This is a genomic window from Acinetobacter sp. CAU_H_29a_1 (assembly GCF_058599505.1).
Genome location: NZ_CM178655.1, coordinates 780,568 through 805,984, shown reverse-complemented (window position 1 = coordinate 805,984; position 25,417 = coordinate 780,568). Strand labels below are relative to the sequence as shown.

21 protein-coding genes are annotated in these 25,417 nt (G+C 43.8%); 11 read left to right on the top strand and 10 right to left on the bottom strand.

Annotated features, from left to right (window positions below; genetic code table 11):
- Positions 1 to 172 precede the first annotated feature (172 nt).
- The 4 genes from AC4MDD_RS04040 (at position 173) to AC4MDD_RS04025 (ending at position 7,656) form a co-directional block, all read left to right on the top strand.
- Positions 173 to 1,105 (top strand): IS5-like element ISAba12 family transposase, encoded by a 933-nt coding sequence (locus AC4MDD_RS04040; RefSeq protein WP_053579251.1) that lies wholly within the window; start codon positions 173 to 175, stop codon positions 1,103 to 1,105.
- A gap of 391 nt (positions 1,106 to 1,496) precedes the next feature.
- Positions 1,497 to 3,326, top strand: coding sequence for an allophanate hydrolase (gene atzF, locus AC4MDD_RS04035; RefSeq protein ID WP_491882341.1), 1,830 nt, complete (start codon positions 1,497 to 1,499; stop codon positions 3,324 to 3,326).
- 19 nt (positions 3,327 to 3,345) lie between these two features.
- The gene (uca, locus tag AC4MDD_RS04030; protein WP_491882340.1) at positions 3,346 to 6,948 is read left to right on the top strand and encodes an urea carboxylase; all 3,603 of its coding nucleotides are present in this window, start codon (positions 3,346 to 3,348) and stop codon (positions 6,946 to 6,948) included.
- Positions 6,949 to 6,951: 3 nt separating this feature from the next.
- Complete coding sequence (locus tag AC4MDD_RS04025) at positions 6,952 to 7,656, top strand: GntR family transcriptional regulator (RefSeq protein ID WP_491882339.1); 705 nt, start codon at positions 6,952 to 6,954, stop codon at positions 7,654 to 7,656.
- Positions 7,657 to 7,723: 67 nt separating this feature from the next.
- Here the strand turns inward: AC4MDD_RS04025 and lysM are convergent, their stop codons facing one another.
- The 6 genes from lysM to AC4MDD_RS03995 form a co-directional block, all read right to left on the bottom strand.
- A complete protein-coding gene (lysM, locus tag AC4MDD_RS04020; protein WP_279690623.1) occupies positions 7,724 to 8,197 on the bottom strand; it encodes a peptidoglycan-binding protein LysM in 474 nt (157 codons plus the stop codon).
- Positions 8,198 to 8,443: 246 nt separating this feature from the next.
- The gene (gene acpP / locus AC4MDD_RS04015) at positions 8,444 to 8,680 is read right to left on the bottom strand and encodes an acyl carrier protein (RefSeq protein WP_004695351.1); all 237 of its coding nucleotides are present in this window, start codon (positions 8,678 to 8,680) and stop codon (positions 8,444 to 8,446) included.
- An 86-nt stretch (positions 8,681 to 8,766) separates the two neighbouring features.
- A complete protein-coding gene (fabG, locus tag AC4MDD_RS04010; RefSeq protein WP_062034057.1) occupies positions 8,767 to 9,501 on the bottom strand; it encodes a 3-oxoacyl-ACP reductase FabG in 735 nt (244 codons plus the stop codon).
- Complete coding sequence (gene fabD / locus AC4MDD_RS04005; protein WP_491882338.1) at positions 9,498 to 10,484, bottom strand: ACP S-malonyltransferase; 987 nt, start codon at positions 10,482 to 10,484, stop codon at positions 9,498 to 9,500. Before fabD ends, fabG begins: the two co-directional genes overlap by 4 nt.
- A 175-nt stretch (positions 10,485 to 10,659) precedes the next feature.
- Positions 10,660 to 10,842, bottom strand: a complete 183-nt coding sequence (rpmF, locus tag AC4MDD_RS04000) for a 50S ribosomal protein L32 (RefSeq protein ID WP_004695348.1) — start codon at positions 10,840 to 10,842, stop codon at positions 10,660 to 10,662.
- 76 nt (positions 10,843 to 10,918) lie between these two features.
- Positions 10,919 to 11,476, bottom strand: coding sequence for a YceD family protein (locus tag AC4MDD_RS03995; protein WP_078426153.1), 558 nt, complete (start codon positions 11,474 to 11,476; stop codon positions 10,919 to 10,921).
- Between the two features lie 97 nt (positions 11,477 to 11,573).
- Here AC4MDD_RS03995 and AC4MDD_RS03990 point away from each other — a divergent pair, with 97 nt between their 5' ends.
- The 7 genes from AC4MDD_RS03990 to rluB all read left to right on the top strand — a co-directional run bounded on the left by AC4MDD_RS03990 (position 11,574) and on the right by rluB (position 19,389).
- A complete protein-coding gene (locus AC4MDD_RS03990) occupies positions 11,574 to 12,236 on the top strand; it encodes an elongation factor P hydroxylase (protein ID WP_491882337.1) in 663 nt (220 codons plus the stop codon).
- A gap of 85 nt (positions 12,237 to 12,321) precedes the next feature.
- Complete coding sequence (locus AC4MDD_RS03985) at positions 12,322 to 12,939, top strand: L-threonylcarbamoyladenylate synthase (protein WP_004695345.1); 618 nt, start codon at positions 12,322 to 12,324, stop codon at positions 12,937 to 12,939.
- Between the two features lie 54 nt (positions 12,940 to 12,993).
- Entirely contained in the window at positions 12,994 to 13,260 is a 267-nt protein-coding gene (locus AC4MDD_RS03980) for a hypothetical protein (protein ID WP_279043354.1), read from the top strand.
- Between the two features lie 678 nt (positions 13,261 to 13,938).
- A complete protein-coding gene (locus AC4MDD_RS03975) occupies positions 13,939 to 16,350 on the top strand; it encodes a sulfatase-like hydrolase/transferase (protein ID WP_491882336.1) in 2,412 nt (803 codons plus the stop codon).
- Between the two features lie 509 nt (positions 16,351 to 16,859).
- Positions 16,860 to 17,654: a segregation and condensation protein A gene (locus AC4MDD_RS03970; protein WP_005400316.1), complete on the top strand. Its 795-nt coding sequence runs from the start codon at positions 16,860 to 16,862 to the stop codon at positions 17,652 to 17,654.
- Positions 17,654 to 18,241: an SMC-Scp complex subunit ScpB gene (scpB, locus tag AC4MDD_RS03965; protein WP_010327370.1), complete on the top strand. Its 588-nt coding sequence runs from the start codon at positions 17,654 to 17,656 to the stop codon at positions 18,239 to 18,241. Before AC4MDD_RS03970 ends, scpB begins: the two co-directional genes overlap by 1 nt.
- Before the next feature lie 41 nt (positions 18,242 to 18,282).
- Positions 18,283 to 19,389: a 23S rRNA pseudouridine(2605) synthase RluB gene (gene rluB, locus AC4MDD_RS03960; protein WP_491882335.1), complete on the top strand. Its 1,107-nt coding sequence runs from the start codon at positions 18,283 to 18,285 to the stop codon at positions 19,387 to 19,389.
- Positions 19,390 to 19,550: 161 nt separating this feature from the next.
- Here the strand turns inward: rluB and AC4MDD_RS03955 are convergent, their stop codons facing one another.
- Genes AC4MDD_RS03955 through AC4MDD_RS03940 form a run of 4 tightly spaced genes read right to left on the bottom strand, consistent with a single transcriptional unit; the run spans position 19,551 to position 25,410 of the window.
- The gene (locus AC4MDD_RS03955) at positions 19,551 to 21,281 is read right to left on the bottom strand and encodes an ABC transporter ATP-binding protein (protein WP_491882334.1); all 1,731 of its coding nucleotides are present in this window, start codon (positions 21,279 to 21,281) and stop codon (positions 19,551 to 19,553) included.
- 10 nt (positions 21,282 to 21,291) lie between these two features.
- Entirely contained in the window at positions 21,292 to 22,437 is a 1,146-nt protein-coding gene (locus AC4MDD_RS03950) for an ABC transporter permease (RefSeq protein ID WP_491882333.1), read from the bottom strand.
- A 7-nt stretch (positions 22,438 to 22,444) separates the two neighbouring features.
- The gene (locus AC4MDD_RS03945) at positions 22,445 to 23,383 is read right to left on the bottom strand and encodes an ABC transporter permease (protein WP_491882332.1); all 939 of its coding nucleotides are present in this window, start codon (positions 23,381 to 23,383) and stop codon (positions 22,445 to 22,447) included.
- Between the two features lie 11 nt (positions 23,384 to 23,394).
- On the bottom strand, positions 23,395 to 25,410 hold the full coding sequence (locus AC4MDD_RS03940; RefSeq protein ID WP_491882593.1) for a M3 family metallopeptidase: 2,016 nt from the start codon (positions 25,408 to 25,410) through the stop codon (positions 23,395 to 23,397).
- Positions 25,411 to 25,417: the final 7 nt, after the last annotated feature.

Genomic DNA, 25,417 nt, shown 5'->3' with positions numbered 1-25,417 from the left:
TTTCAACGGTTGTATTGGTCACGAATTAAATCAAGATTGCAACTTTCCGGATTTGGTATAGCTCAAATACATTAAGTTATACATAAAAATTAAAAACTGAGTGTTTATAGTTTCTTTGGGCTTTGTTGCACAAACCTATCTGTAAAGGGTTTTTCAGCGATATAATTTTCAAATGAAGAAGCCTACACACAAAATCTACCGCACAACCAATTGGCCCGCATATAACCGAGCACTCATGAGTCGCGGAAATATTGCCATTTGGTTTGATCCTGCTACGCAATGGTATGCGCCATCAAAAGGCAAACAAGGGCGAAATCAAACCTACTCCGACGCAGCCATCCAATGCTGCTTAATGATTAAATCCTTATTCCGTCTGTCTTTACGTATGGTCACTGGCTTTGTGCAAAGTCTGATTAAACTTTGCGGATTAAATTGGATAGCTCCAGATTACACCACGCTTTGTAGAAGACAAAAGCATATTGATATTGTAATCAGCTACCAAAAAAGTAGCGATGGGCTGCATCTACTCATGGACTCTACAGGCATGAAGTTTCTAGGTGAGGGCGAATGGAAACGCAAGAAACATGGACCTGAATATCGTCGCCAATGGCGTAAACTTCATATTGGTATAGATGCTAAAACCCTACAAATACGAGCAGTTCAGCTTACAACCAATAATGTCAGTGATTCACAGGTGCTTGGTGATTTACTTAATCAGATTCCACAAGATGAGCGGATTGACTCTGTTTATACCGATGGAGCTTATGACACCAAGCAATGCCGTCAGGTCATTGCAGATCGGCAAGCGCATGCGGTGATTCCACCTAGAAAAAATGCGAAACCATGGAAAGATACAAAGAGTAGCTCGCTAGAGCGAAATGAATTACTTCGAACAATTAAACGTTTAGGCAGGACACTATGGAAAAAATGGTCAGGCTATCATCGGCGAAGTTTGGTTGAAACTAAGATGCATTGCATCAAATTATTAGGAGATAAACTCAGTGCAAGGAGTTTTGATAGCCAAGTGAATGAGATCCATGCACGTGTAGCAGTCCTTAACAGATTTACGGAATTAGGTCGACCACTTACCCAAGTTACGCCTTAAATTTGGCTCAATTAGGGGCGCTTTGCATTTCAAATCTTTGTGCAACAAAGCCGTTTCTTTGAATCATCCTATTTTATAATATGTTTTATCCTCAATTCTTTTGGCTTTAATTCCCTCAATTCACATAAACAACGAATATGATTTAAACCCTATTTTTAAATAGTTTAATGTCAAACTACCCAAAGCTTGATCATAAAAAGCACCATTAGCTCCCCTATGCGCTTGTTTTGGTGCAACTCTAAAAACACTTAGACTCACTCAATTAATCCAAAGCTTTACTCTCAACCAATTGATTTATAAAAATTATAACTAAAGATAAATAAAATTGATTAGATTGGCATAGATTCTGCATTTTTGTATTCCATCATGTATACAAGTTGGAATGCAAAAAATGAGTCAGAACAAATGCATTGGCTGGACACTTCAAGAATGGCAAACCGCTTATCTCAACCAAGATATTCATCTTGAAGATTTAATCGACTATGTAGCGCAACTACCCCAACCTGATCATGCATGGATTTCAATTGCTACGACAGAAATACTTTCCCAACAAATTGAAGCCTTAAAGCAAAAAGCAGAGCAAGCTACAGACCTCAGCAAAGAATTACCTTTATACGGTATTCCGTTTGCAGTGAAAGATAACATCGACGTTGCTGGTTTTGTCACCACGGCCGCATGCAAAGCCCTGACAACTGTTGCTACACAAGATGCAGAAACCATTCGCCTGCTTAAAAATGCAGGGGCAATTGTTGTAGGAAAAACCAATTTAGACCAATTCGCAACGGGGCTTGTCGGGACACGCTCTCCCTTTGGTGCAGTCAGTAACACGTTTAATGCTGACTATGTCAGTGGTGGCTCTAGCTCTGGTTCAGCCAGTGTTGTGGCTCGTGGCTTGGTACCCTTTGCACTCGGAACAGATACCGCAGGCTCTGGCCGTGTTCCTGCTGCATTTAACAATATTATTGGGCTAAAACCGACTAAAGGTCGTTTTTCAAATCGTGGTTTATTACCAGCTTGTAAAAGCTTGGACTGTATTTCAATTTTTGCATTAACGGTAACAGACGCCGACACCATTGCCCAAACGGTAGAACATTACGATGCGTTAGATAGCTATTCACGCCAGCACCCCAAAACTACACCTGCGAAACTCTCGGCTAAACCACATTTTGCTATTCCCCAAAAACTAGAATTCTTTGGAGATGACCAAGCTAAATATGCCTTCCAACTGGCTGTAGAACAGTTAAAAGTTCTCGGTGCTGAAATTACTGCAATTGATTTTTCAGCGTTTGAACAATTGGCAGCCCAACTCTATCAAGGCTCATGGGTGGCAGAACGTACAGCGGCGGTTGCCGAGTTGTTGGCGCAGCAGCCTGAGGTTTTCGATCCGACAGTGCGTGCAATCATTCAAAAAGGTCATGATTTTAGTGCAATTGATGCCTATAACGCGGAGTACTTAAAGCAAGACTTAAGCCGAAAAATTCAAGACACTTTGGCCCAATTTGATGCATTGATTGTTCCCACCTCTCCAACCATTCACACCCTTACAGAAATGGAACAGTCACCGATTAGTCTGAACTCTGAGTTTGGGACTTATACCAATTTTACCAACCTCGCCGATTTAAGTGCCCTCGCCCTACCCGCGGGTTTCCGCACCGACGGTTTACCTTTCGGTATCAGCCTAATTGCACCTGCATGGTATGACCAAGCCCTGATTGAATTTGGGAAAATTTGGCAGACGCATTTGAACTTAAAGCTGGGGGCTTTAGACCGATATGCATCTATTCCAAAGCTACAGAACACAGTCTCTCCACATCATATCCGTGTTGCGGTGGTTGGCGCACACCTGACTGGAATGCCGTTGAACTTCCAATTGCTCACACGTGATGCTGTGCTTGTGGAAACCACGCATACCGCTGAGCACTATGCCCTGTTTGCACTGAATGGCACGATCCCGCCTAAACCCGGTCTAGCCCGAGTCGATGAACACGGTCAACAGATCATTGTTGAACTGTGGGATGTACCCACCGCTCGCTTTGGAGAGTTTGTCGCAGAGATTCCGACACCACTAGGCATGGGCAATGTCGAACTGGCAGACGGTCGATGGGTGAAAGGTTTCATTTGTGAACCTTATGGCTTGAACGATGCCGAAAACATCAGTCATTTTGGTGGTTGGCGTACCTATATCCAGCACCGTAACAATTCAAAAGTAGAACAAGCTTAGTCAAATTTAGGAATTTAAAATGTTTAAAACTGTATTGATTGCAAACCGTGGCGAAATTGCCGTACGTGCAATTCGCACTTTAAAAAAACTGGGGATGACCAGTGTAGCGGTATATTCAGACAGTGATCGTTACGCACAACATGTCAAAGACGCGGACATTGCCATTGCTCTAGACGGCTTAAAACCATCCGACACTTATTTAAGCATTGAAAAATTGATTCAAGCCGCTCAAAAAACGGGGGCTGAAGCTATTTTCCCGGGTTATGGCTTCTTATCAGAAAGTGCTGAATTTGCAGAGGCTTGTGAGAAAAATAATATTGCCTTTATGGGGCCAACAGCGACACAAATTTTAGAGTTTGGCCTGAAACACCGTGCACGTGAGCTTGCCGCCGCAGCTCAAGTGCCCATGACACCAGGTACAGGCCTACTTGGCAGCTTAGATGAAGCAATTTCTGCGGCTACAGAGATTGGTTACCCCATCATGCTGAAAAGCACCGCAGGCGGCGGTGGTATTGGTCTCACCCGCTGTGATAACGAACAAGCCTTAGTTGAAGCTTATGAAAGCGTCAAACGTTTAGGCGCACAATTTTTTAAAGATTCGGGCGTATTTTTAGAACGATTTATTGACCGTGCACGCCATGTCGAAGTTCAGATTTTTGGTGATGGTCAAGGTCAAGTGGTTGCATTGGGCGAACGCGACTGTTCATTGCAACGTCGTAACCAAAAGGTAGTGGAAGAAACCCCTGCGGCTCATCTGCCCGAAGCCACACGTCAAAAACTACACCAAGCAGCAGTTGAACTAGGCAAATCGGTCAATTACCGCAGCGCAGGTACGGTCGAATTTATTTATGATGCTGCACGTGATGAATTTTACTTCCTTGAGGTCAATACCCGACTACAAGTAGAACATCCTGTCACTGAGATGGTGACGGGTTTAGACCTGATTGAATGCATGCTTAAAGTCGCTGCGGGCGATGCACTGGATTGGACTGCGCTTAGCAACATCCAACCGCAAGGTGCGGCGATTGAAGTGCGTATTTATGCAGAAGATCCAGTTAAGAACTTCCAACCCAGCCCAGGTGTACTGACCGAAGTTGTATTTCCAGACAATTGTCGTGTTGATACATGGGTCTCAACAGGAACAGAAATTTCGCAATATTTTGACCCGATGATTGCCAAAATCATCGTACATGCTGACACCCGTGCACAAGCCATTGAGCAACTAAAAAGTGTGCTCTCTCAAACTCGTTTAAATGGTATCAGCACCAACTTGGACTATGCACATAACGTAATTTCCGATGAACGCTTTGCACAAATGCAAATCTGGACACGCCTGCTAGACGACTTTGACTACGTGCCGAATGTGATTGAAGTTCTCAAAGCTGGCACACAAAGCTCGATTCAAGACTTTCCGGGACGTGTTGGTTATTGGGATATCGGTGTACCACCCTCGGGTCCTATGGATGACTATGCTTTTCAATTGGCCAATCAAATTGTGGGGAATGATGCTAGCGCAGCAGGCTTCGAGTTCACTCTGCAAGGCCCAAGTCTCAAGTTTCACCAAGACAGTGTGATTGCACTGACAGGTGCGCCATGCCCTGCGCAACTCGATGATAAGTCCGTGACCTTTTGGCAGCCGATTCACATTCGCGCAGGTCAAGTACTCAGCTTAGGACAGGTCGAGTCTGGTTGCCGTAGCTATTTAGCACTGCGTCATGGACTCGATGTCCCCCTATATTTGGGCAGTCGTTCGACTTTTGCTTTAGGTAATTTTGGCGGGCATGCAGGACGTGTACTTCGTGCAGGCGACATGATCAAACTCGTCAACACAGCCCATCCAAATAGTGATATCCCTTTAGCCATGCAAGAACCACAGGCTCTATCTCCTGCACTGATTCCAAGCTATGGCAAAGAATGGAAAATTGGGGTGCTGTATGGACCACATGGTGCACCTGACTTTTTTAAACCCGAATATATTGAAGAGTTTTTTGCATCCGAATGGACCGTACACTTTAACTCCAACCGTTTAGGCATCCGACTATCAGGGCCAACACCAAGCTGGGCACGTGAAAATGGCGGTGAAGCAGGGCTCCACCCATCCAATGTCCATGACTGCGAATATGCTATTGGTGCGATTAACTTCACAGGTGACTTCCCTGTCATTTTAGCCAAAGATGGGCCAAGTCTAGGAGGTTTCGTTTGCCCTGTAACTATTGCCAAAGCTGAACTTTGGAAAGTGGGTCAACTTAAGGCCGATGATAAAATCAGCTTTTATCCTTTAACTGTTGAACAAGCCAATGCCTTAGAACAACAACAAATTGAACGGATCGAAAACTTTGCCCACGCAGCCCTTAATTCTGAGCCGCCAAGCAGTGACATTCCGCCATCCGCAATTCTTGCCAGCTTAGAGGCAACTGACGTGTCTCCACGCACGGTATACCGCCAAGCGGGTGACAGCTATATCTTACTGGAGTACGGTGACAACGTTTTAGACTTGGCCCTGCGCTTGCGCGTTCACCAATTGATACAATTAATCCGCGCAGCCAATATTAAAGGCATATTGGAACTGTCCCCCGGTGTACGCTCGCTGCAAATCAAATATGATGGACTCACGCTTCCACAGCATCAATTGATCGCATTTCTACTCAAGCTTGAACAGCAAATGGGGGATTTAAGCCAAATCAAGATTCCGTCACGGATCATTCATCTACCCATGGCATTTGAAGACAGTGCAACTTTAGGTGCTGTTGAACGCTATCAAGAAAGTGTCTGTGCCAAAGCGCCTTGGCTACCGAACAATGTCGATTTTATTCAACGCATCAATGGCTTAGACAGTCGTGAGCAAGTCAAAGAGATTATTTTCAATGCTAACTACCTCATTTTAGGCCTTGGTGATGTTTATCTCACCGCCCCATGTGCAGTACCGATTGACCCACGCCACCGCCTATTAAGTTCAAAATACAACCCTGCACGTACTTTTACCGCTGAAGGTACCGTAGGCATTGGCGGCATGTATATGTGTATCTACGGTATGGACTCTCCAGGCGGCTACCAACTGGTCGGACGCACTCTACCCATTTGGAATAAGTTTAAAAAGAACAAACAGTTTGGCGACAAACAATGGTTTCTAAACTTCTTTGATCAAATCAAATACTTCCCCGTATCTGAGTCAGAGTTAGAGCAATGGCGTGCCGACTTTGAAAATGGTCAAGCACAAATTCAAATTGAAGACACTGAATTTGACTATGCCGCGTATTTACAACTGCTTGAAGATGAAAAAGACAGCATTGCCGAGTTTAGAGCACAGCAACAACACGCTTTTAGTGCTGAAGTGGGCTTATGGAAAGAAAGCGCTGATCATCAAGAGCATCTGATTGCAGAAGTACCTGATGAGACTGACTACAGCGCCTATGCAGCACTACATGCTTCGATGACCGGTAATATTTGGAAAATATTAGTGGAACAAGGTCAGATTGTGAAAAAAGGTGAAACCATTGCTATTATTGAAGCCATGAAAATGGAATTACCGGTGTACGCTGCGGATGATGGTACTGTCAAAGCCATTATTTGTCGGGCTGGACAAACCGTTCATAGCGGTGAGCCTTTGGTTTATATGGAATAACGCATGCCGAATATGACACGTGCAGGTTCAAGTTCAGACAATTTGTCTGAACTGGTTTACCAGCAAATAAAAAACGATATTTTTGATTTCAAATTGATGCCGGGTGAACGTTTTACCGAATCCGAAATCGCCTTGAACTATCAGGTCAGTCGTACGCCTACACGACAAGCGCTATATCGTCTGCAACAAGAAGGCTATGTAGAGGTAGCATTTCGTAGTGGCTGGACTGTCCGTCCATTGAACTTGCAATACTACGATGAGCTGTATGAGCTACGCATCATGATTGAGCAGTACGCAATTCGAAAGTTATGCAGCAGTGCATCTCAGCCATCGAAGGAAATGAAACACCTACACAAAATTTGGATGGTTGCACCTGAGCAGTATCTGTCAAGTTTAAAAGCCATGGCGAAAATTGATGAAGATTTTCACTGTGCATTGGTTCGTGCCATTGGCAATCAAGAAATGATCAAAATTCACCAAGAAGTCAGTGAAAAAATTCGCATTATTCGTCGCCTCGATTTTTCAAAAACAGATCGGATTGAAGCCACCTATGCGGAGCATCAAGCCATTTTGAATTATATAGCACAGCAACAGACGGAGCTTGCCGTTGAAAAGATCAGTACTCACATTCAACAAAGTCGAGATGAGGTAAAAAAAATTACCTTAGGTATGCTTAATCAGCATGCTGTTGTGAAAGCAAGTCGCTAAGCACTCGATCAACATTCCACTCTCAAATAAAAAAGGCGCTTCATGCGCCTTTTTTAAACCTTTGGACTTAAGCAGGAATACGCAGCACTTGGCCTGGGAAAATATCATCTGCATCTTTCAATAGCGGACGGTTGGCCTCAAAAATTTTATTGTATTGGTTGGCATCGCCATAAAATGCTTTGGAAATTTTCGATAAGTTATCCCCCGATTTAACTGTGTAGAACTTACTTTCAGGTTCAGGGCTAGCTACAGTGAGTTGATCATCGACTTGTGCCACATGGTCAATATTACCAACGGCTAAAACAATCTTTTCTTTATCGGCTTGGGTCTGAACTTGCCCTTTCACGGTCGCCAAATCCGTGGTGGAGTTATAGCTGACTGAAAGTCCCGTCACAGATAAGCCCAATGCTTTGATATGACCCAATAACTTGTTGGCAATTTCTTGAGCCGATGGCTCTGCTGGTGTGCTTGGTGCGGCTTGAGGCTCGGCTGCTGCTGTGTTCTTCTTACCAATGCCTTTAACAAAATCAAAAAGACCCATGTGTATGCTCCATCTTGTTATATCGGTGTTGTTATATTGAATGCTCAAAAATGAGACACCCTTTTTTATACCCAAAAAAGACAACAGATTTGGTAGCGAATAGTCCTCTTAAAGTAAAACTTTGTAAGTTACCCGAGTAAATAAAAGATTTTAAAGGTGGGTTAGGCGCTTTGCGTTTTTTGAAAGGCATAAAAAAGCCACCCAAGTGGGTGGCTTTTTCATTCAGCAAAGCTGAAACAATATGTATTAACCTAGTTTCTTAGAAACATAGTCAATCGCAGATTGTACAGTTGTGATTTCGTTAGAATCTTCATCTGGGATTGTGATGTCAAAGTCGTTTTCGAAAGACATAACAAGCTCAACAAGGTCTAAAGAGTCAGCACCTAAGTCATCCATGAAAGATGCTTCGTTTTTGATTTCTTCAGCCTTAAGACCAAGTTGTTCTGCAACTGCTTGCTTGATGCGTTGTTCGATATCGCTCACAGGAATTCTCCTCATTGCTTGTGGCGTTTTTAATGCCGTTAGTTTAATTGAATCTTTAAAATTTTGAAAGTTTATCCATCAGCCAATTAGCTCATGTATAGACCACCATTTACATGCATTACCGTACCAGTAATGTAATTTGCTTTGTCTGATGCCAAGAAGCTCACCGCATTTGCAATATCTTGTGGATCACCTAAACGGTTCAAGGCCACTTGATCGCTCATTTTTTTACGGATGTCTTCGCTTAATTGCTCAGTCATTTCTGTTGCAATAAAACCAGGCGCCACTGAGTTTACAGTGATTTGACGGCTGCCCATTTCTTTTGCAAGGCTACGGCTAAATGCTTCAATACCAGCTTTCGCGGCTGAATAGTTGGCCTGACCTGGGTTGGCAAAATGCGCAACCACAGAACTAATATTAATAATTCGTCCAAAACGCGCTTTGGTCATACCCTTTAAAACGCGTTTCGACAAACGGTAAACTGCTTTTAAATGGATATTTAAAATGTCATCCCAGTCATCTTCTGACATACGAAGTAACAAATTATCTTTGGTAATCCCAGCATTGTTCACCAAAACCAACACAGGGCCATAGTTTTGTTCAATGTCAGTTACAAGCGCATCAATGGCAGCACCATCACGAACATCGAGTACTTTACCTGCACCGTGTTCACCGAAGCTTACAGCAAGTTTTTCTGCACCTGACTCAGATGTCGCAGTACCCACAACAAAATAACCGTCTTGAATAAGTTGCTGAGCGATGGCAGCACCAATCCCTCGACTTGCACCTGTCACGAGTGCAATTTTGCGTTCCTGTGTCATGCAATTTTTCCTTCAGCCACTAAAATGGCATTTAGTGCATCTTCCAAGCGTGATTTACTATCGAGTGGAAATGCTTTTTCAATATTGGGTAGACGTTTTGCCAAGTTTGCCAAAACATTGCCTGGACCACACTCTGCAACATATTGGATCCCTTGATCCTGAATAGACTGCATGGTTTTGGTCCACTGTACAGACTCATATAACTGAGCCGTAAGTGCTTGGCGGACTTGTACTACATCTGTAGCAATTTCCGCGCCCACATTTTGTATTACAGGTATGCTAGGCAGCTCAATGGCAGTTTGTTCCAAAGCTTGTGCGAACTGCTCTGCAGCAGGCTTCATCAATGAACAATGCGATGGAACAGAAACTGGGAGTGCAATCGCTTTGCCGCTGTTTTCTTTGGCTAAAGCCATGACTGCTTCAACTGCTGCTTTTTCACCCGCAATGACCACTTGACCTTGAGCATTGTAGTTAGCCGCTTCAACCGAACCCTCAGCCTGACTCGAAACCTGTTGGCATAAAGCAACAACTTGCGCATCGTCCAAACCTAAGATGGCCGCCATTGCGCCCTTTCCTTGCGGTACAGCACTTTGCATGAGTTTGCCACGTAAGTTTACCAACTTGGCTGCATCGCCTAAGCTTAGGCTTCCTGCTGCAACCAATGCACTGTACTCACCGAGTGAATGTCCCGCCAAATACTTGGGTACAACACCACCGAGTTCTAACCATACACGCCACAAGGCAATGCTGGCAGTCAACAACACAGGTTGGGTAAATTCAGTTTGATCTAAACCTTCGCCAGATTGTGCAATGTGCCACAAATCGAATCCAACCGCTTTAGAGGCTTCTGCAAATGTTGCTTCAACACTGGCAAATTGTTCTGCCAATTCAGCCAACATACCAACCTTTTGTGAACCCTGACCGGGAAATACAAAAGCTGTCTTTGTTGCCTGAGCGACTTGATCAAGTTGTTTCGCAGACATAAAAAAGTCCTTTCTTGTCTTTGCTCTCGTTTATGGAGCGAAAATTTAACACTTAATTTAGGTCGATGTAATTGCCAAATACAACAAAAACCAGCGCATTAAAATTTAGAAATAAAAAAAGGGAGCTTTACGCTCCCATTTTTTTCACTAAGCTTTACGCTCAATGCTTCGACAATTATTCAGCAGATGCTTTAGCGAATAATTGACGACCACGGTAGATACCATCTTTAGATACATGGTGACGACGGTGAATCTCGCCAGTAGCTTGGTCTACAGTTAATGCATTCTCGGTTAAAGCGTCATGTGAACGGCGCATGTCACGGCGAGAGCGACTTTTACGGTTTTGCTGAACGGCCATGATGGCTCCTTACAAATCGAAAAATATGGATCAGAACAAATTCAGTTGTCTTATACAGAAGAGTATAACACAAAAATTAGTTAAGTTTACCCTTCAAACCTGCCAAAACATCAAACGGATTATCCCGCTTTTCTTCAACAAGTTCTTCAACGGCAGGTTGGTGCTTATGTTCACAAGCGTCATGCTTAGCAGACAAAGGCATCAACAATAACAATTCATCTTCTATCAGAGACAGTAAATCAGCCGTCGCAGGCGCATCATAGCTACCTTTTGTCGTTGCTTCACTCTCACCTAAGACGATGAAATCAGCATCCTCATCCAAGCGCTCTATCAGTGACTCATCATCCACTAGAGCTAGATGAAAATCTAAAACGAGTTCAATGTTTACCGTGCCTAAACAGCGCTGGCATTCCATTGGAACATTCGTTTCAACGTGACCATCTAGCCATACAATACGATGATACGCATCCATTGATAGCTTACAGTCTATGTTAATCAATTGATCATCAATTGATCCAACAGCTTCACGAGCAATACGAACAAAGCGAGACAATGGCAGTGTTCCTGCCCATGTAAAGCCTTGTTCGGCCCATTTAAACGGCTCAATCTGTGCCGGAAAGGTATTTGCTGACATAATTAAGGCGGCAATTCTACAAATTCATCAGTACTCTGTCAAAGATTAAGATACAATTTCGTACTTATTTAGACAGACCATTTGGGTAACTTAAGTCATGCATCTGTTGCAGCCGCAAACAGAAGTGAGTATTTCATCACTTGTGAGCACAATTTCAACTATCAATTCTGACATTTCAAACCGCCAAGCGCAACTCTCGACGTGGAAGAATTTGTGTACAGAAGCAGAACAAGTTGATTGGCTCATCTTACACTTTAATCGTTGGTTTTCCCACCTGAATGTCAACTTGGTTAAAGGTGACTTTGAACCTGAATATTTTCCAGCTACAGACAGCACCCCTGCGCGTATCCAATTTGCCCATGGTTTTTTTAATAGTGCCTTGCATGAAATCAGCCATTGGAGCATTGCAGGAAACAAACGTCGTCTACTCCCCGACTTAGGCTACTGGTATGCACCCGATGGTCGCACAGCGGAACAACAAGCTTTATTTGAACAGGTTGAAATTAAACCGCAAGCCATTGAATGGTTATTTGCCACAGCTTTTGGTCGGAAGTTCCGTGTTTCCTTAGACAATCTGACTGGTGAAGGAGGTGACGGCAACCGCTTTAAAGACCATGTTTTCGCTCAAGTTCAGGCTTATTTTTCAGGCCAAGCCCAATTACCGCGCGATGCGAAACACTTCATTGACTGTATTTGCCTATGTACTCGTGCTAGCAAAACATTACAGAGCGATGAATTTCAAAGAGAAATGCTCGACTAAATTTAGCACGATTCACATTTTGGTCATTGAACATCACCGAGATAAAGCGCGATAATGTTGAAAAAACCATCAGGAGATAAAAACGATGCTTCATTTAAGAGTCCATCCTGATAACCCTCAAGCACGCTCAATCAGCCAAGCAGTAGAACGGATTCGCGCAGGCGATGTGGTGGTGTACCCAACTGATGCCGCTTATGCCATTGGCTGCCAGATTGGGAATAAAAATGCCATGGAGCGGATTGCTCAAATTCGCGGCCTTGGGGCCAAACATCAATATGCCATCATTTGTGCAGATCTGTCCGATATTGCCACTTATGCCAAAGTGGACAATGCTATGTATCGTTTACTGAAAAACAATACACCAGCCGTGACCACCTTCATTTTGCCTGCAACCAGTGAAGTTCCAAAACGCTTGATGCATCCAAAGAAGAAAACCATTGGTTTACGCATTCCAAGTAACCCAGTGTGCCAAATGTTACTCAAAGAGTTAGGCGAGCCGCTACTAACCAGTACCTTAATCCTGCCGAATCAGGAAGAACCGCTGGATGATCCCTATGATATAGAAATGCAACTATCAAAACGAATTGATGTGTTTATCGACAGCGGGCTGGGCACATTAAGCACCACCAGTATTGTCGACTTATCAGGTGATCACCCTGAAGTGATTCGCCGTGGGCTTGGCGATGTCAGCGCATTTGAGTGATGCGCTGCATTTATTCGCTAGGGAAACTGAATCTCACATTCTCAATAGATCAACATGACCCTGTTTACGGTTTTGCTCAATCTGAATCAATTTCCCGAGCAACATAGTTTATATGTGCAGCGTCCTTGGACACTTGAGTCCGAGACTTTGGTGCAAAACCCGAGTTCAATCAACTGCATTATGCGGGAAGAGAATCTGTATAGCTATTTCCTGCCGATCGCGACCATCCAACAATACTTCAAATATCTTGAACCCAAAAATCTCTGCCTACAAGACAGCTGTCAGCGCATCATTGAATTTGCGCTACAAGGACCTGAGTAAATTGTGGATGAATCTTTTCCTTGGCGTCAACTGACGCATTTATGCATATTTTGGACGTACTTTACATCCCTAGGCTTTCAAATCAGTACACATCCATAAAAATTAAACCACTTCACCTGTGTGGCTTTAGCGCTCACAACCGATGTTACTGCAAAGAGCCATCTTCATTTTAAAGTGCGGAAAAAACAGCCAAGTCCATTCTTTTGAGTGGTTCATCTTCCGAAGCAGTTTGCTACTGTACGGCCAGAACATCAAACATACTTCGCCGTACATTGACGATGGATCGTCATGGGCATGAAAAACAGCCACATCATAATCAAATCAATAAGGACAAAAAATGCCGAACCAAGGGAATATAACAAGATTAGGCCTGTTTGCAGTTTCAACTACTCCAGTGCATCTAAGCCAATCCATTACATTCAGTTTCCAACTATTCAGGTTTCCCCCAAACAGCTATCTCAGCTTCGTTTAAATCGAACCTGCAACAGGTTGCATGAGATGAGGCAAAGTTGAGAAAGCCTCATGTCTGGAGTTCTAACTCAATCGGAATACCCAAACATCTAAGCCTTTTTATTCTGTAGGTCTTTTCTTTCTACTTCGCATTTTCGCGCATTTTTTTCAAAACTAAATACGGTTTTTCAACACCACAACAAGGAAACTTTTAATAAGGGATTGTATATGAACAAAAATAGACCATTGAATTCAATACCGAAACCACTGACACGCATCCTCACCTTGGTCGCAGCTATTACAGCATCACATGTCGCTTTAGCCGCCGCCGAAGACCAAAGTACTCCACATCAAGCCCTCAATCAGACAGGCTTGGTCTTACCCCAACCCACACCCGCATTTAAAGGGGTGATTAAAGAAACCTTTGAAGGCTCTAAACAAGATTTCCCTCAACCGATAAAAGCATCTAAAGATGCACCCAATGTGGTGGTGATTTTGTTAGATGACTTGGGCTTTGGGCAAGCTGGCACCTTTGGGGGACCTGTGCCGACACCTGAAATGGATGAACTTGCAGATGATGGTGTAATCTTCAATCGTTTTCATACCACAGGGATTAGCTCTCCAACACGTGCAGCGCTTTTAACGGGACAAAACCCACATCAAGTTGGAGCGGGAACCATTACCGAACTTTCAACGGGTTATCCGGGGTATAACACGATATGGCCTAAGGAAAGTGCCAGTGTGGCTAGAATCCTTAAAGACAATGGTTATGCCACTGCGGCATTTGGTAAATGGCACAACACCCCTGACTGGGAAACATCCCCTGTTGGACCTTTTGAGCGCTGGCCAACAGGTCTCGGTTTCGAATATTTTTATGGCTTCTTTGGTGGTGAGTCGAGCCAATGGGAACCACAGCTGATCCGCGGGGTGACACCCGTTGAACCCACTAAACGACCAGAGCAAGGCTATAACCTGAATGTTGACTTGGTTGATGATGCAATTGGTTGGATCAATCGTCAAGGCTCAGTCTCTCCAGATAAACCGTATTTTGTCTATATGGCACCCGCTGCCGTCCATGCACCACTGCATGTCAATCAAGAATGGATTGATAAGTTTCAAGGTCAGTTCAAGCAAGGTTGGGACAAAGTCCGTGAAGAAACCTTGGCCCGTCAGAAAAAACTTGGTATTGTCCCTAAGAATACCGACTTGACTCCTCGCCCAGACAGTATTCAAGCTTGGGCTGCTCTGAGTGCAGATGAGAAGCGCTTGTTTGCAAAACATCAAGAAGTCTTTGCAGGTTTTCTCGCACAAACAGATCATGAAATGGGACGTTTGATTAAAGCCATCAAGAAACTTCCAGATGCAGACAATACCCTCATTATTTTTATTGCGGGGGATAATGGTGCCAGTGCTGAAGGGACGTTAACGGGTACTATCAATAACCTAATGACTCAAAATGGTTTTCCAGATACCGTTGAAAATCAATTAAAACACATTGATGAAATTGGCGGACCAAAGCACGAAAACCAATATCCTGTCGGTTGGGCATGGGCTGGCTCTTCCCCGTTCCAATGGATGAAACGCGTTCCTTCTCACTTCGGGGGAACACGTAATGGCATGATCGTTTCTTGGCCTGCGAAAATTAAAGCCACGCATGCGATCCATAACCAATTCCATCATGTCTCCGACATCACCCCAACTATTTTAGAAGCAGCCAATATTCCGCAGCCCAACTTAGTAGATGGTGTAAAGCAAACGCCAATGTCTGGCATTAGCATGGCATACAGTTTCAATGATGCAAAAGCCAAAGATCAGCGTCATACCCAATACTTTGAAACGGGTGGACATAGAGCCATCTATCAAGACGGTTGGGTTGCCTTATCCTTCCATGGCGTACCGTGGAAGCTCAGTGGCTCTTTAGGCTTTAAAGATAGTCCATGGGAACTATACAATATCAAACAGGACTTTTCCCAAGCGCATGACCTAGCAGCCAAAGAGCCTCAACGCCTAGCAGAAATGCAGAAACTGTTCGACCAAGAAGCAGGCAAATATGGTGTGTACCCATTAGATGCCCGTTTTGTGGAACGTGCCTTTAATCCAGAACGGCCTTCTTCAGTTCGTGGCCGAAAGCAATTCACCTATTCAGCAGGAACCACGCGTCTACCTGAAGGCAGTGCACCACCCATGTATCAACGCTCACATAGCATTACAGCTGACGTTGTCATTCCTAAAAGCGGTGCCAATGGTGTAATTGTGGCTGAAGGTGGTTCAGGTGGTGGCTTCTCTTTGTATTTGGAAAATGGCATACCTGTATACGAATACAACTTCTTTGTCCAATCGTATTATCGGATTGCTGCCACTAAAGCATTAGCACCGGGTAAACACACCATCGTCGTAGACTATCAACAAACTCCGCGTGAAGGTCGACATGGTATTGGCGGACCCGTGACCATCAGCGTCAATGGCGAAACGGTTGCCCAAGGTCAGGTTGAAAAAGTGGTTCCTTATCGCTTCTCCGCAACTGAAACCTTCGATATCGGTATGGACTTAGGCTCAACCGTTTCACCTCGCTACAATGAAAAAGCGCCGTACCCATTTACAGGTCAAATCGATACCGTCACAATCGATTTAAAAGACTAAATATTTTTAAACACGACGATCTGAGATTGATCAACACCCCAAAATTTGAGACTTCAAAGTCTCTGAAGTTGGAGCAGCACTGAAATACGTTCTTCGTATTTCAGCGCTATTCTTTAAGGTATTCATCCAATGCCTATTTTGTAGGCTGCTTTTGAGATTCATAATGCCGCACTATGCAGCCCCATCTAGCTACTTACAATAAATCGATTATTTTTCAAACCACAGGACTAGGCCCTAAGTCCGTCATGTTCTCTTAAACCCAACCCATTTCTGCAGATTTAGCCACGACATCAGCAGATAAAAAGCATCACACAAATAAATACTCTCTATTTATTTACAGCTTTTTTTGTTATTTGGTCGGTGAAATCATGTATTCATGCCGCAATTTGTTTTACACTAAGCCCTATTAAAATTATGTATTTTTTAAATCGCCTCTACTTTTTCTCCTTAAGTACTGATTCGAAAAAACATAATCATGCCTTTGAAAATTCGCGTGGCCAATAACTGTAATGAATCAATCCGTCCATAATGCCATGGAAGATCTTCCACAAATCCGTGTTATGGATGAGTGGCATGACTCCATCCCCGAGGATTTATATATTCCTCCAGCTGCATTTGAAATTCTTTTAGAGCATTTTGAAGGACCACTCGACTTTCTGATTTACCTGATTCAAAAAAATGGCTTCGACTTATTACAGTTAGATATTGCTCCGATTGCAGCGCAATACCTGTCTTATATGGATGCCATGAAGTCGCTTAACATTGAGCTGACAGCAGACTATATGGTGATGGCCGCGCTCTTGGCTGATTTAAAGTCACGTTTGCTGTTGCCAAAAGCACCGAATGCAATCCAAATTGAAAAAGACCCAAAACAAGAGCTGATTGACCGTTTAGAAACTTATCTCCGTATTAAACAAGCGGCTGAACGCTTGGGGCAGATGCCTATATTAGAGCGAGACACCTTCTCAACCAATGTCAGCTTAGGCCAAACTCTGGATAATAATGATGGTCATGATGTACAACAGCTGCGTGATGCACTGTTCTGCGTGTTTAACCGACCTGAGCCGATCACCCATCAAATTGCACAAGAACCAGTTTTACTTGAAGAGCGTATGGCTTTTATTGAAAGCAAAGTCGCTTCAGGTGAAGTTTTAGTTTTTGAATCTTTGCTGCGTCCCATTCAAGGACGTATGGGCATGGTCGTGACGTTTATGGCCATTTTAGAGTTAACCCGCCAGCAACGTATTCAAATTGTGAGTTCAGGTGTTGAAGCACCGCTTTCGATACAAGGAGTCAAAAAATAATGTTAGAACAAACCGCTCCTGTAACGAATGAAGACAACTTGCATGAAGTACTGATGCAGTTAGAAGCGATTATTTTTGCCAGTGATGCGCCTGTTTCACTTGCGCGATTGAAAGAATCGTTCCAAAATCAATATAGCAAACAAGATTTACGCCAGTTTTTACAACAACTTGCCATGTTACAACATGGTCGTTCGATTGAACTGATTGAAACTGCTCAAGGTTTTCGTTTTCAGGTTCGAGCAAAATACCGTCAAATCGTTGCACAAACGTGGCCAGAGCGACCAACTCGTCTCTCGCCATCGCTACTCGAAATGTTGGCCGTGGTTGCTTATCATCAACCCGTCACTCGAGCAGATATAGAACAAATTCGAGGAGTCTCAAATAACAGTCAACTGTTACGAACGTTATTTGATTGGAACTGGATTAAAGAATCTGGTTTTCGTGAACTCCCAGGAAGACCTGCGTTGTTAGTTACGACGCCCCAATTTTTAAATGCATTTGGCCTAAATTCTTTAGGTCAGTTGCCTCCCCTGCAGGATGCCAAGGAAGCTTTTATGGCGCTCGATGCGAATGCACCGAAGTCGTAAATAGGTGAACTGTTGATGATAATTTCTAAGGTTATGCTGTCATGAGTGAAAAGTTGCAAAAGGTACTCGCACGAGTTGGTTTGGGTTCTCGCCGTTATATGGAAGAAGTCATTGCCGCTGGTCGTGTGAGTGTCAACGGCCAAGTTGCCCAAGTAGGCGAACGTATTGAACCAGGTGATGAGCTTCGCATCGATGGTCGTAAAGTATCGTTCCAAATTGAAGATGAAATTCGTCGTCGTGTTCTGATTTACTATAAACCAGAAGGCGAAATTTGTTCACGTAATGATCCTGAGTCACGTCCAACTGTATTTGAGCAATTGCCTGCAATCGCGAATGATCGCTGGGTAATGGTCGGTCGTCTGGATATTAACTCAACAGGTTTACTGCTATTTACAAACGATGGTGAGTTGGCGAATCGTCTGATGCACCCATCGAATGAAATCGAACGTGAATATGCTGTGCGTGTTATGGGTGAAGTAACTCCGCAAATTAAAAACAACATGCTCAAAGGCGTGGTGTTGGATGATGGCCCTGCTAAGTTCGAATCATTCTCTGAAATTGGCGGTGAAGGGATTAACCGTTGGTTCCAAGTGGTGGTAAAAGAAGGTCGTAACCGTGAAGTACGTCGTATTTTTGAATCACAAGGTTTAAAAGTCAGCCGTCTACTCCGTACACGTTATGGCACGGTTATTTTACCGCGTGAATTACGTACGGGTCGTTGGATGGAGTTGGACAAAAACGACATCGACAACTTAACCAAAGCGGTTGAGCTAAAGCCGCGCCAAGGCACTGGTTTATACGGCATGGCAAAACGTCGTACTGAACGTATGCAAGAAAAACCAATGGCTGCGCGTCGTGGTGGTTTCTTACGCCAACAGCGCCGTGACAATGAAGATGAAGGCCAACAACAAGCGAAGCCAGCTTTCAACCGTGAACGTCGTGAAAATCCAAATGGACATAGCCAACGTCGTCAGGACAATGCACAAACTGGTTATGGTCAACGTGAACCACGCCAAAACTCAGGCTATGCACAACGTGACAGCCGTCCAGAGAACTTTGGCAACAAAGGCACTTATGGTCAACGCGACACGCGTGATGAAAATGCGCCACGTAAACCTTTTGGAAATAAAGGCTTTAAGAAGTTTTAATTTTTAAAGTCAAAATTTGAGCCACTTTCGAGTGGCTCTTTTTATATGTGTTTACGATGCAATAATCACTTTCTATTCTGTAACACGAACAAGCTGCAAACCCCTCATAAAAAACGCCCAATCTATTGAGCGTTTTTATTATTACAACAACAGCCACCCATTCATGACACACTTTGCGGAATAGCACTAAGTAAGCGTTTGGTATATTCATGCTGTGGTGACTGGTACAAATCATCTGAATTGGCTATTTCCACCAAATCACCATGATTCATCACCATAATTTGATCTGAAATATATTTCACCACTGATAAATCATGTGAAATAAAGATATAACTCAGTCCAAATTCATCCTGTAAATCTTGCAGCAAATTAAGTACTTGGGCTTGTACCGAAACATCCAACGCTGAAACCGACTCATCACAAATCAAAATTTCAGGTTTTAAGGTTAAGCAGCGCGCAATGGCAATACGTTGACGTTGCCCACCAGAAAACTCATGTGGATAACGATAAAAAGCCTGTGCAGGTAAGCTCACGCGTTCTAACAAGTCCAAAGCCATCTGTTTACGTTCAGCATCATTCGCGCCGATACGATGCACTTGCATCGGTTCCATTAAAATCTGCCCGACAGTAAAACGAGGATTGAGTGATGCATAGGGATTTTGGAAAATAATTTGAATCTTGCGTTGATACCGAGCAAACTCTTTTTCTGACATGGCCAAAATATCTTGACCTTCAAACAGCGCTTTACCCCCTGTTGCCTCCTGTAAGCGCATCAGCAATAATCCGATGGTGGTTTTCCCCGAACCAGACTCACCCACCAAGCCCAAAGTCTTGCCTTTTGCCAGTTGAAAACTCACGCCTTTGACCGCTTGAAATTCCTCTTTTCCGAATAGTCCTTTACGACTATAAAATGACTTTTTAAGGTCACGCACATCTAAAATGATCTCTTCTTGGCCAGTTAAACCGCGAGATCTTTGTTGAAGTGACTCGACATCGACGGTATGCGTTTCAATATAGTCATCGCCCTTTTGTTGCATAAAGTCACTGATCATCGGCAAACGCATAGGACGTTTAGATAGTTGCGGACGGCAGTGCAACAACGCTTTGGTATAGACATCTTGAGGGCGTTCAAGCACATCTTTAACCCAGCCTTGTTCACGAATTTGACCCTGCCGCATCACGATCACCTGATCAGCAATTTCCCCGACCAAAGCCAAATCATGGGTAATAAACAGCATCGACATTTGATGCTTCTTCCGCAAAGACTCCAGCAAATCTAAAATTTGCTTTTGAATGGTGACATCCAGCGCTGTTGTCGGTTCATCCGCGATTAATAGTTTTGGTTTACATGCAATTGCCATTGCAATCATAACGCGCTGCTGCTGACCACCCGACAACTGCCCCGGATAAGCATCAATCTTGGTTTCAGGAGATGGAATTCCCACTTCTATCAAGAGTTCCAAAGCACGTGCACGCGCCTGCTTACGACTCATGCCCAAATGTAACTGCAAAATTTCGGCTATTTGTGAACCTACCGTAAACACAGGATTTAAGGATGACATCGGCTCTTGAAAAATCATGGCAATATCTTTACCACACTTTTTCCGCATTTCACGGCGCGGTAAGTCGAGTAGGTTTTTCCCCTCAAACAGAATTTTACTGTCCGAAGCAATTTGACTGCTTTCTGTAGGTAATAGCCCCATAGTCGCTAGCGATGTGACCGACTTCCCACTGCCTGACTCCCCAACCAAGGCCACAGTGGTATTCACTGGAATACTAAAACTGATGCCTTTGACCGTTTCAATGTACTGCTTTTCTTCATTTCTAAAGCTGACACGCAAGTTTTCCACCTGAAGTAAGGCTGGCGCTGTCATATGATTAAGTTCAGACATTCTCATGCTCCTATTTCAGTTTTGGGTCTAATGCATCTCGCAGTGCATCGGTAAACATTGAAAATGCAGTGACCAGAATAGCCATCGCCACAGAAGCGGCCGCTAACTGCCACCACTTGCCTAAAATCAACTCACTTTGTGCTTCATTCAACATGCTGCCCCATGACACCACACCGACAGGGACACCAAAACCTAAGAAGCTCAAAATCACTTCTGACTTAATAAAGGCCACCACCAATATTGACATTTGAACCAGCGCAATATGACTGACATTGGGAAATATATGCACAAAGATGCGTCGGCTATGACTCACCCCAATCGCTTTTGCAGCCAGCACATATTCCCGCGAAGTATGCTTCATATATTCTGCACGAATTAAACGATATACCCCTGTCCACCCCGTTAAACCCAAAATCAAAACAATGGATAAAACACCTTTTTGTTGCAATACTGCGGCAATCGCTAAAACCAAGAGCAGATAAGGAATCGAGGTAAAAATGTTATAAAACCAGTTCAAGACATCATCGACCCAGCCGCCAAAGTAGCCCGAAATGGCACCTAAAACCGTGCCAATCACGACAGCAAGAAAAGCTGCGACTAAGCCAACAATAATTGATGTTTCTGCACCTTTAATGGTTTTCAGTAAAACACTTTGTCCCCATTTGTCGGCACCTAAAATCAGGCTTTGCTTGAGTTCCGCTTGTTGATCTAGTAAATGACTATCCAGCGCTTGGTCAATCGCTTTCATATCTTCGGCTAAAGGATCAACAACCCCATAGTAATCAATAGCACCAGCTACACCCTGTTCAGCAGCAATTTCTGCATTGAGCTCACGAATCACATCTTTTAAAGGATCAACAGGATTTTCAGGAACAATCTCTTCAATTTTTTGCGCTTCGTTTTGCGGGAGTGGCACTGCAGCTGCCCCGATAAACGTAGGCGGTGCATAACTTACAGCGACTTCTTTGTTCCAGTTTTTTGCAATTAAGCCAGTCGATGACAAAATTAAAAGTACAAAATAAAACAGTACGATTAGGAGAGAAAACATGGCGATTCGATCGCGTTTTAAACGGCGCATGGCGAGTTGCCATAGCCCTGTAGATGCTGTTGTAGGTTCAGCAGTATCTGGTTTTCTTTTAGTGAGAACACTGAGCATAATTCACCTACTTCAACTGTACACGTGGATCGACCCATTTATAAATCAAATCGGCAATCAAGTTGAAAAACATCGTTGCGAAAGCAACGTACACAGTAATGGCTTTAATCACAGGAAAATCACTACGCTCTACTGCAATAATCACTTCACGACCAATGCCCGGAATACCAAAGAAACGCTCAATCAAAAATGCACCAATCAGCAAAGCAGGTAAACTTGCCATCACGTCTGTAATAATTGGAATCGAGGCATTACGTAGCACATGCACACCTAAAATGCGCCGTTCGCCAATCCCTTTGGCACGTGCAGTACGAACATAGTCTTGATTGACTTCATCCAAAACAAAACTACGATACAACCTTAAAGTCGGGGCAATACTGACCACCAACATGATCAGAATAGGCAATAAAGCATACTTAAACAGGTTCTCGCTAAAGCTATCGCTCCAGCCTTGGACTGGAAACCAGCTCAGCTGATAGGCAAAGACATACTGAAAAACAATGATATACACCAAGATACTGATCGACATACCGATGGTACACATCATCATCACCATACGATCCGTTAAACTGCCGCGCACCGCTGCTACCGCCAAAGCCAACACAATAGAAATGATGGTTTGTAAGATCGTCAGTGGAATGAGCAAAGTCAGCGAAGGCCCGAGTCGTGTCATAATGATTTGCGATACTGACTCCCCTGTACTCCAACTTAGCCCATAATCAAATGTCAAAATCTGCTTAATGAAGATCCACAATTGCACATAATAGGGCTGATCGACCCCAAGCTGTTGTCGGATATTTTCAATCTGTTCAGGGTTCGACATTTTCCCTGCCAAAATATAGGCAGGGTCGCCACCGACCCAATTAAACAAGAAGAAAATCAGCAACACCACCCCAAGCATGGTCGGGATCATTTGCCAAATTCGACGAATAATATATGCCAGCATAAAAATGCCCCTTATTTCACCCGTTGACCGGTAATTTCATCGAAAAAGGCTTTGTTATCAGGCTCACGACCCAAAAAGTCTTTGACCAATGCTTTGGCAGGTTTTTGACCACCTTGGGACAAAATCGTTTGACGATAGTGCTGTCCCACTTCAGGGTTATTTAAGTTATCACCAAAGGCTGAAAGCATGTCCAATGCCATCACTTCTGACCACATATAGCCGTAATACCCGACTTGATAACCGCCCATGATGTGACCAAACTGCCCCGGAAACTCGGTGGTTGGAACATAACCCAAGGCCGTTGCGCCTTCCATTTTTTCCCAAACCTTTAAGGGCTGAACCTCTCGTGCATCACTGCCATGTAGCGCCATGTCATACTGCGCATACAACGTCTGACGAGCATAATGCAAACCACGCCCATAACTATGCACGGCATTGAGTTTCGTAATCAGCGCATCATCCACGCGTGGGCAGTCAGGTTTGCAGTAGTCTGCCACCTTTGACAAAGTCTCTTTACGTCGCGCCCATTCTTCATACATTTGTGACGGCGCTTCGACAAAGTCCCGTTCAACCGAAGTTCCTGACTGAGATGAAAAGCGTGTGTTGGATAAAATGCCATGCAACGCATGACCAAACTCATGTACAAAAGTTTCTAACTCATCACTATTTAAACCATTGCGGTTAAAGTTAGTCACCAGTGCTGAAATCGGTTTGCGCCCAGTTAAGCTACTCCCGCCATAAACACCCCACACAGCAGCATGTCCATATTTACCTTTACGTGGAAATTTATCCATATATAAGCCGCCGAGCAGTTGCCCAGTTTTGGCATCGGTCACATCGTAATATTCCACTTCATCTTGCCAAACCTCGACTTTGGCAGGCTTAAACTTGATGCCATACAGGTTTTCAGAAATGGCAAATAGCCAGTCTTGAGAGGCTTGCGTTGGGAAGTATTGACGTAGCTGTTCTTGGTCGACCTGATACTTGGCTTTGCGTAATTTTTCACTCCAATATGCTTCGCTCCAACGCTCAATACGGGCTTGCTCAACAGGAATATTTAAACTTTGCGCTTTAAACTCACGTAGAGTTTGGACTTCCTTTTTCTCTAGGGGAGCTACGGTAGCATGTACATCTGCCAAGAATTTATTCACGGTTTCAGGGTTTTTCACCATACGACTTTGCAATACCCACTCGGCATAACTGGACTTACCAAACAGTTGTGCTAACTCATAACGTAGGTCCATGGCTTGCTTCAGCAGCGCTAAATTTTTCTCACCGCCACGTCGGGTAAATGCAATTTGATAACGCTTACGTGCTTCATCGTTATCTGCCAACTCCATAAACGGACGATAATCGGGATACTCAAACCCTAACAGATAATTACCCTTGTCATTTTTCTTTAAGCCGTCGATATAACTTTGTGGCAGGCCTTTTAGCTCATCAGGGCTAAATTCGAGTTTTTCAGGATTATCACGAACATTACGCGCATACTCTTGTTCAATTTTTGCCAGTTCATCAAAAATCGCTTTTAAGCGTGCTTGTTTATCCGCTGAAAGCTGTATCCCTGTTTTTTCAAAGCCCTCCAAAATATCTTCACGGAACTTGGCTTCAATCGGATCAGCAATTTTTATTTTCTTAATTTGTTGATATAGCTTTGGATTCTGATACACATCGGTTTGGAATTGGCTAATTTTAATTTCACAGTCTTCAGCCGCTTTACGCAGTGCTTCATCAGGGTCAACATTGCTATACAGACCAATCGGGCCATAAAAGTCTTCAAATGATGCAAAAATACGATCCCATTCAGCCAATACGGGCGCTGCTGTCGTTTCGTTTTTAAGGGGCTTATTTTCAAACGTTTTAAGTTGCTTTTTCACATCCGCAATTTTGGCATTACAGATTGCAGGGATGTCTTTAGCTTGAAAGCTGGGTAATGTTTGGCGCGGTGCTGTTTCCGCCAAAGCCATCTGACTCATCCCTAGGCCCAACATGCACAATGCAGTGAATTTAAAATGTTGCTTTTTCATCATGACT

Coding starts and splice junctions, on each gene's coding strand:
- AC4MDD_RS04040 (WP_053579251.1), top strand. CDS start 173: ATGAAGAAGCCTACACACAAAATCTACCGCACAACCAATTGGCCCGCA.
- atzF (WP_491882341.1), top strand. CDS start 1,497: ATGAGTCAGAACAAATGCATTGGCTGGACACTTCAAGAATGGCAAACC.
- uca (WP_491882340.1), top strand. CDS start 3,346: ATGTTTAAAACTGTATTGATTGCAAACCGTGGCGAAATTGCCGTACGT.
- AC4MDD_RS04025 (WP_491882339.1), top strand. CDS start 6,952: ATGCCGAATATGACACGTGCAGGTTCAAGTTCAGACAATTTGTCTGAA.
- lysM (WP_279690623.1), bottom strand. CDS start 8,197: ATGGGTCTTTTTGATTTTGTTAAAGGCATTGGTAAGAAGAACACAGCA.
- fabG (WP_062034057.1), bottom strand. CDS start 9,501: ATGACACAGGAACGCAAAATTGCACTCGTGACAGGTGCAAGTCGAGGG.
- fabD (WP_491882338.1), bottom strand. CDS start 10,484: ATGTCTGCGAAACAACTTGATCAAGTCGCTCAGGCAACAAAGACAGCT.
- rpmF (WP_004695348.1), bottom strand. CDS start 10,842: ATGGCCGTTCAGCAAAACCGTAAAAGTCGCTCTCGCCGTGACATGCGC.
- AC4MDD_RS03995 (WP_078426153.1), bottom strand. CDS start 11,476: ATGTCAGCAAATACCTTTCCGGCACAGATTGAGCCGTTTAAATGGGCC.
- AC4MDD_RS03990 (WP_491882337.1), top strand. CDS start 11,574: ATGCATCTGTTGCAGCCGCAAACAGAAGTGAGTATTTCATCACTTGTG.
- AC4MDD_RS03985 (WP_004695345.1), top strand. CDS start 12,322: ATGCTTCATTTAAGAGTCCATCCTGATAACCCTCAAGCACGCTCAATC.
- AC4MDD_RS03980 (WP_279043354.1), top strand. CDS start 12,994: ATGACCCTGTTTACGGTTTTGCTCAATCTGAATCAATTTCCCGAGCAA.
- AC4MDD_RS03975 (WP_491882336.1), top strand. CDS start 13,939: ATGAACAAAAATAGACCATTGAATTCAATACCGAAACCACTGACACGC.
- AC4MDD_RS03970 (WP_005400316.1), top strand. CDS start 16,860: ATGAATCAATCCGTCCATAATGCCATGGAAGATCTTCCACAAATCCGT.
- scpB (WP_010327370.1), top strand. CDS start 17,654: ATGTTAGAACAAACCGCTCCTGTAACGAATGAAGACAACTTGCATGAA.
- rluB (WP_491882335.1), top strand. CDS start 18,283: ATGAGTGAAAAGTTGCAAAAGGTACTCGCACGAGTTGGTTTGGGTTCT.
- AC4MDD_RS03955 (WP_491882334.1), bottom strand. CDS start 21,281: ATGTCTGAACTTAATCATATGACAGCGCCAGCCTTACTTCAGGTGGAA.
- AC4MDD_RS03950 (WP_491882333.1), bottom strand. CDS start 22,437: ATGCTCAGTGTTCTCACTAAAAGAAAACCAGATACTGCTGAACCTACA.
- AC4MDD_RS03945 (WP_491882332.1), bottom strand. CDS start 23,383: ATGCTGGCATATATTATTCGTCGAATTTGGCAAATGATCCCGACCATG.
- AC4MDD_RS03940 (WP_491882593.1), bottom strand. CDS start 25,410: ATGAAAAAGCAACATTTTAAATTCACTGCATTGTGCATGTTGGGCCTA.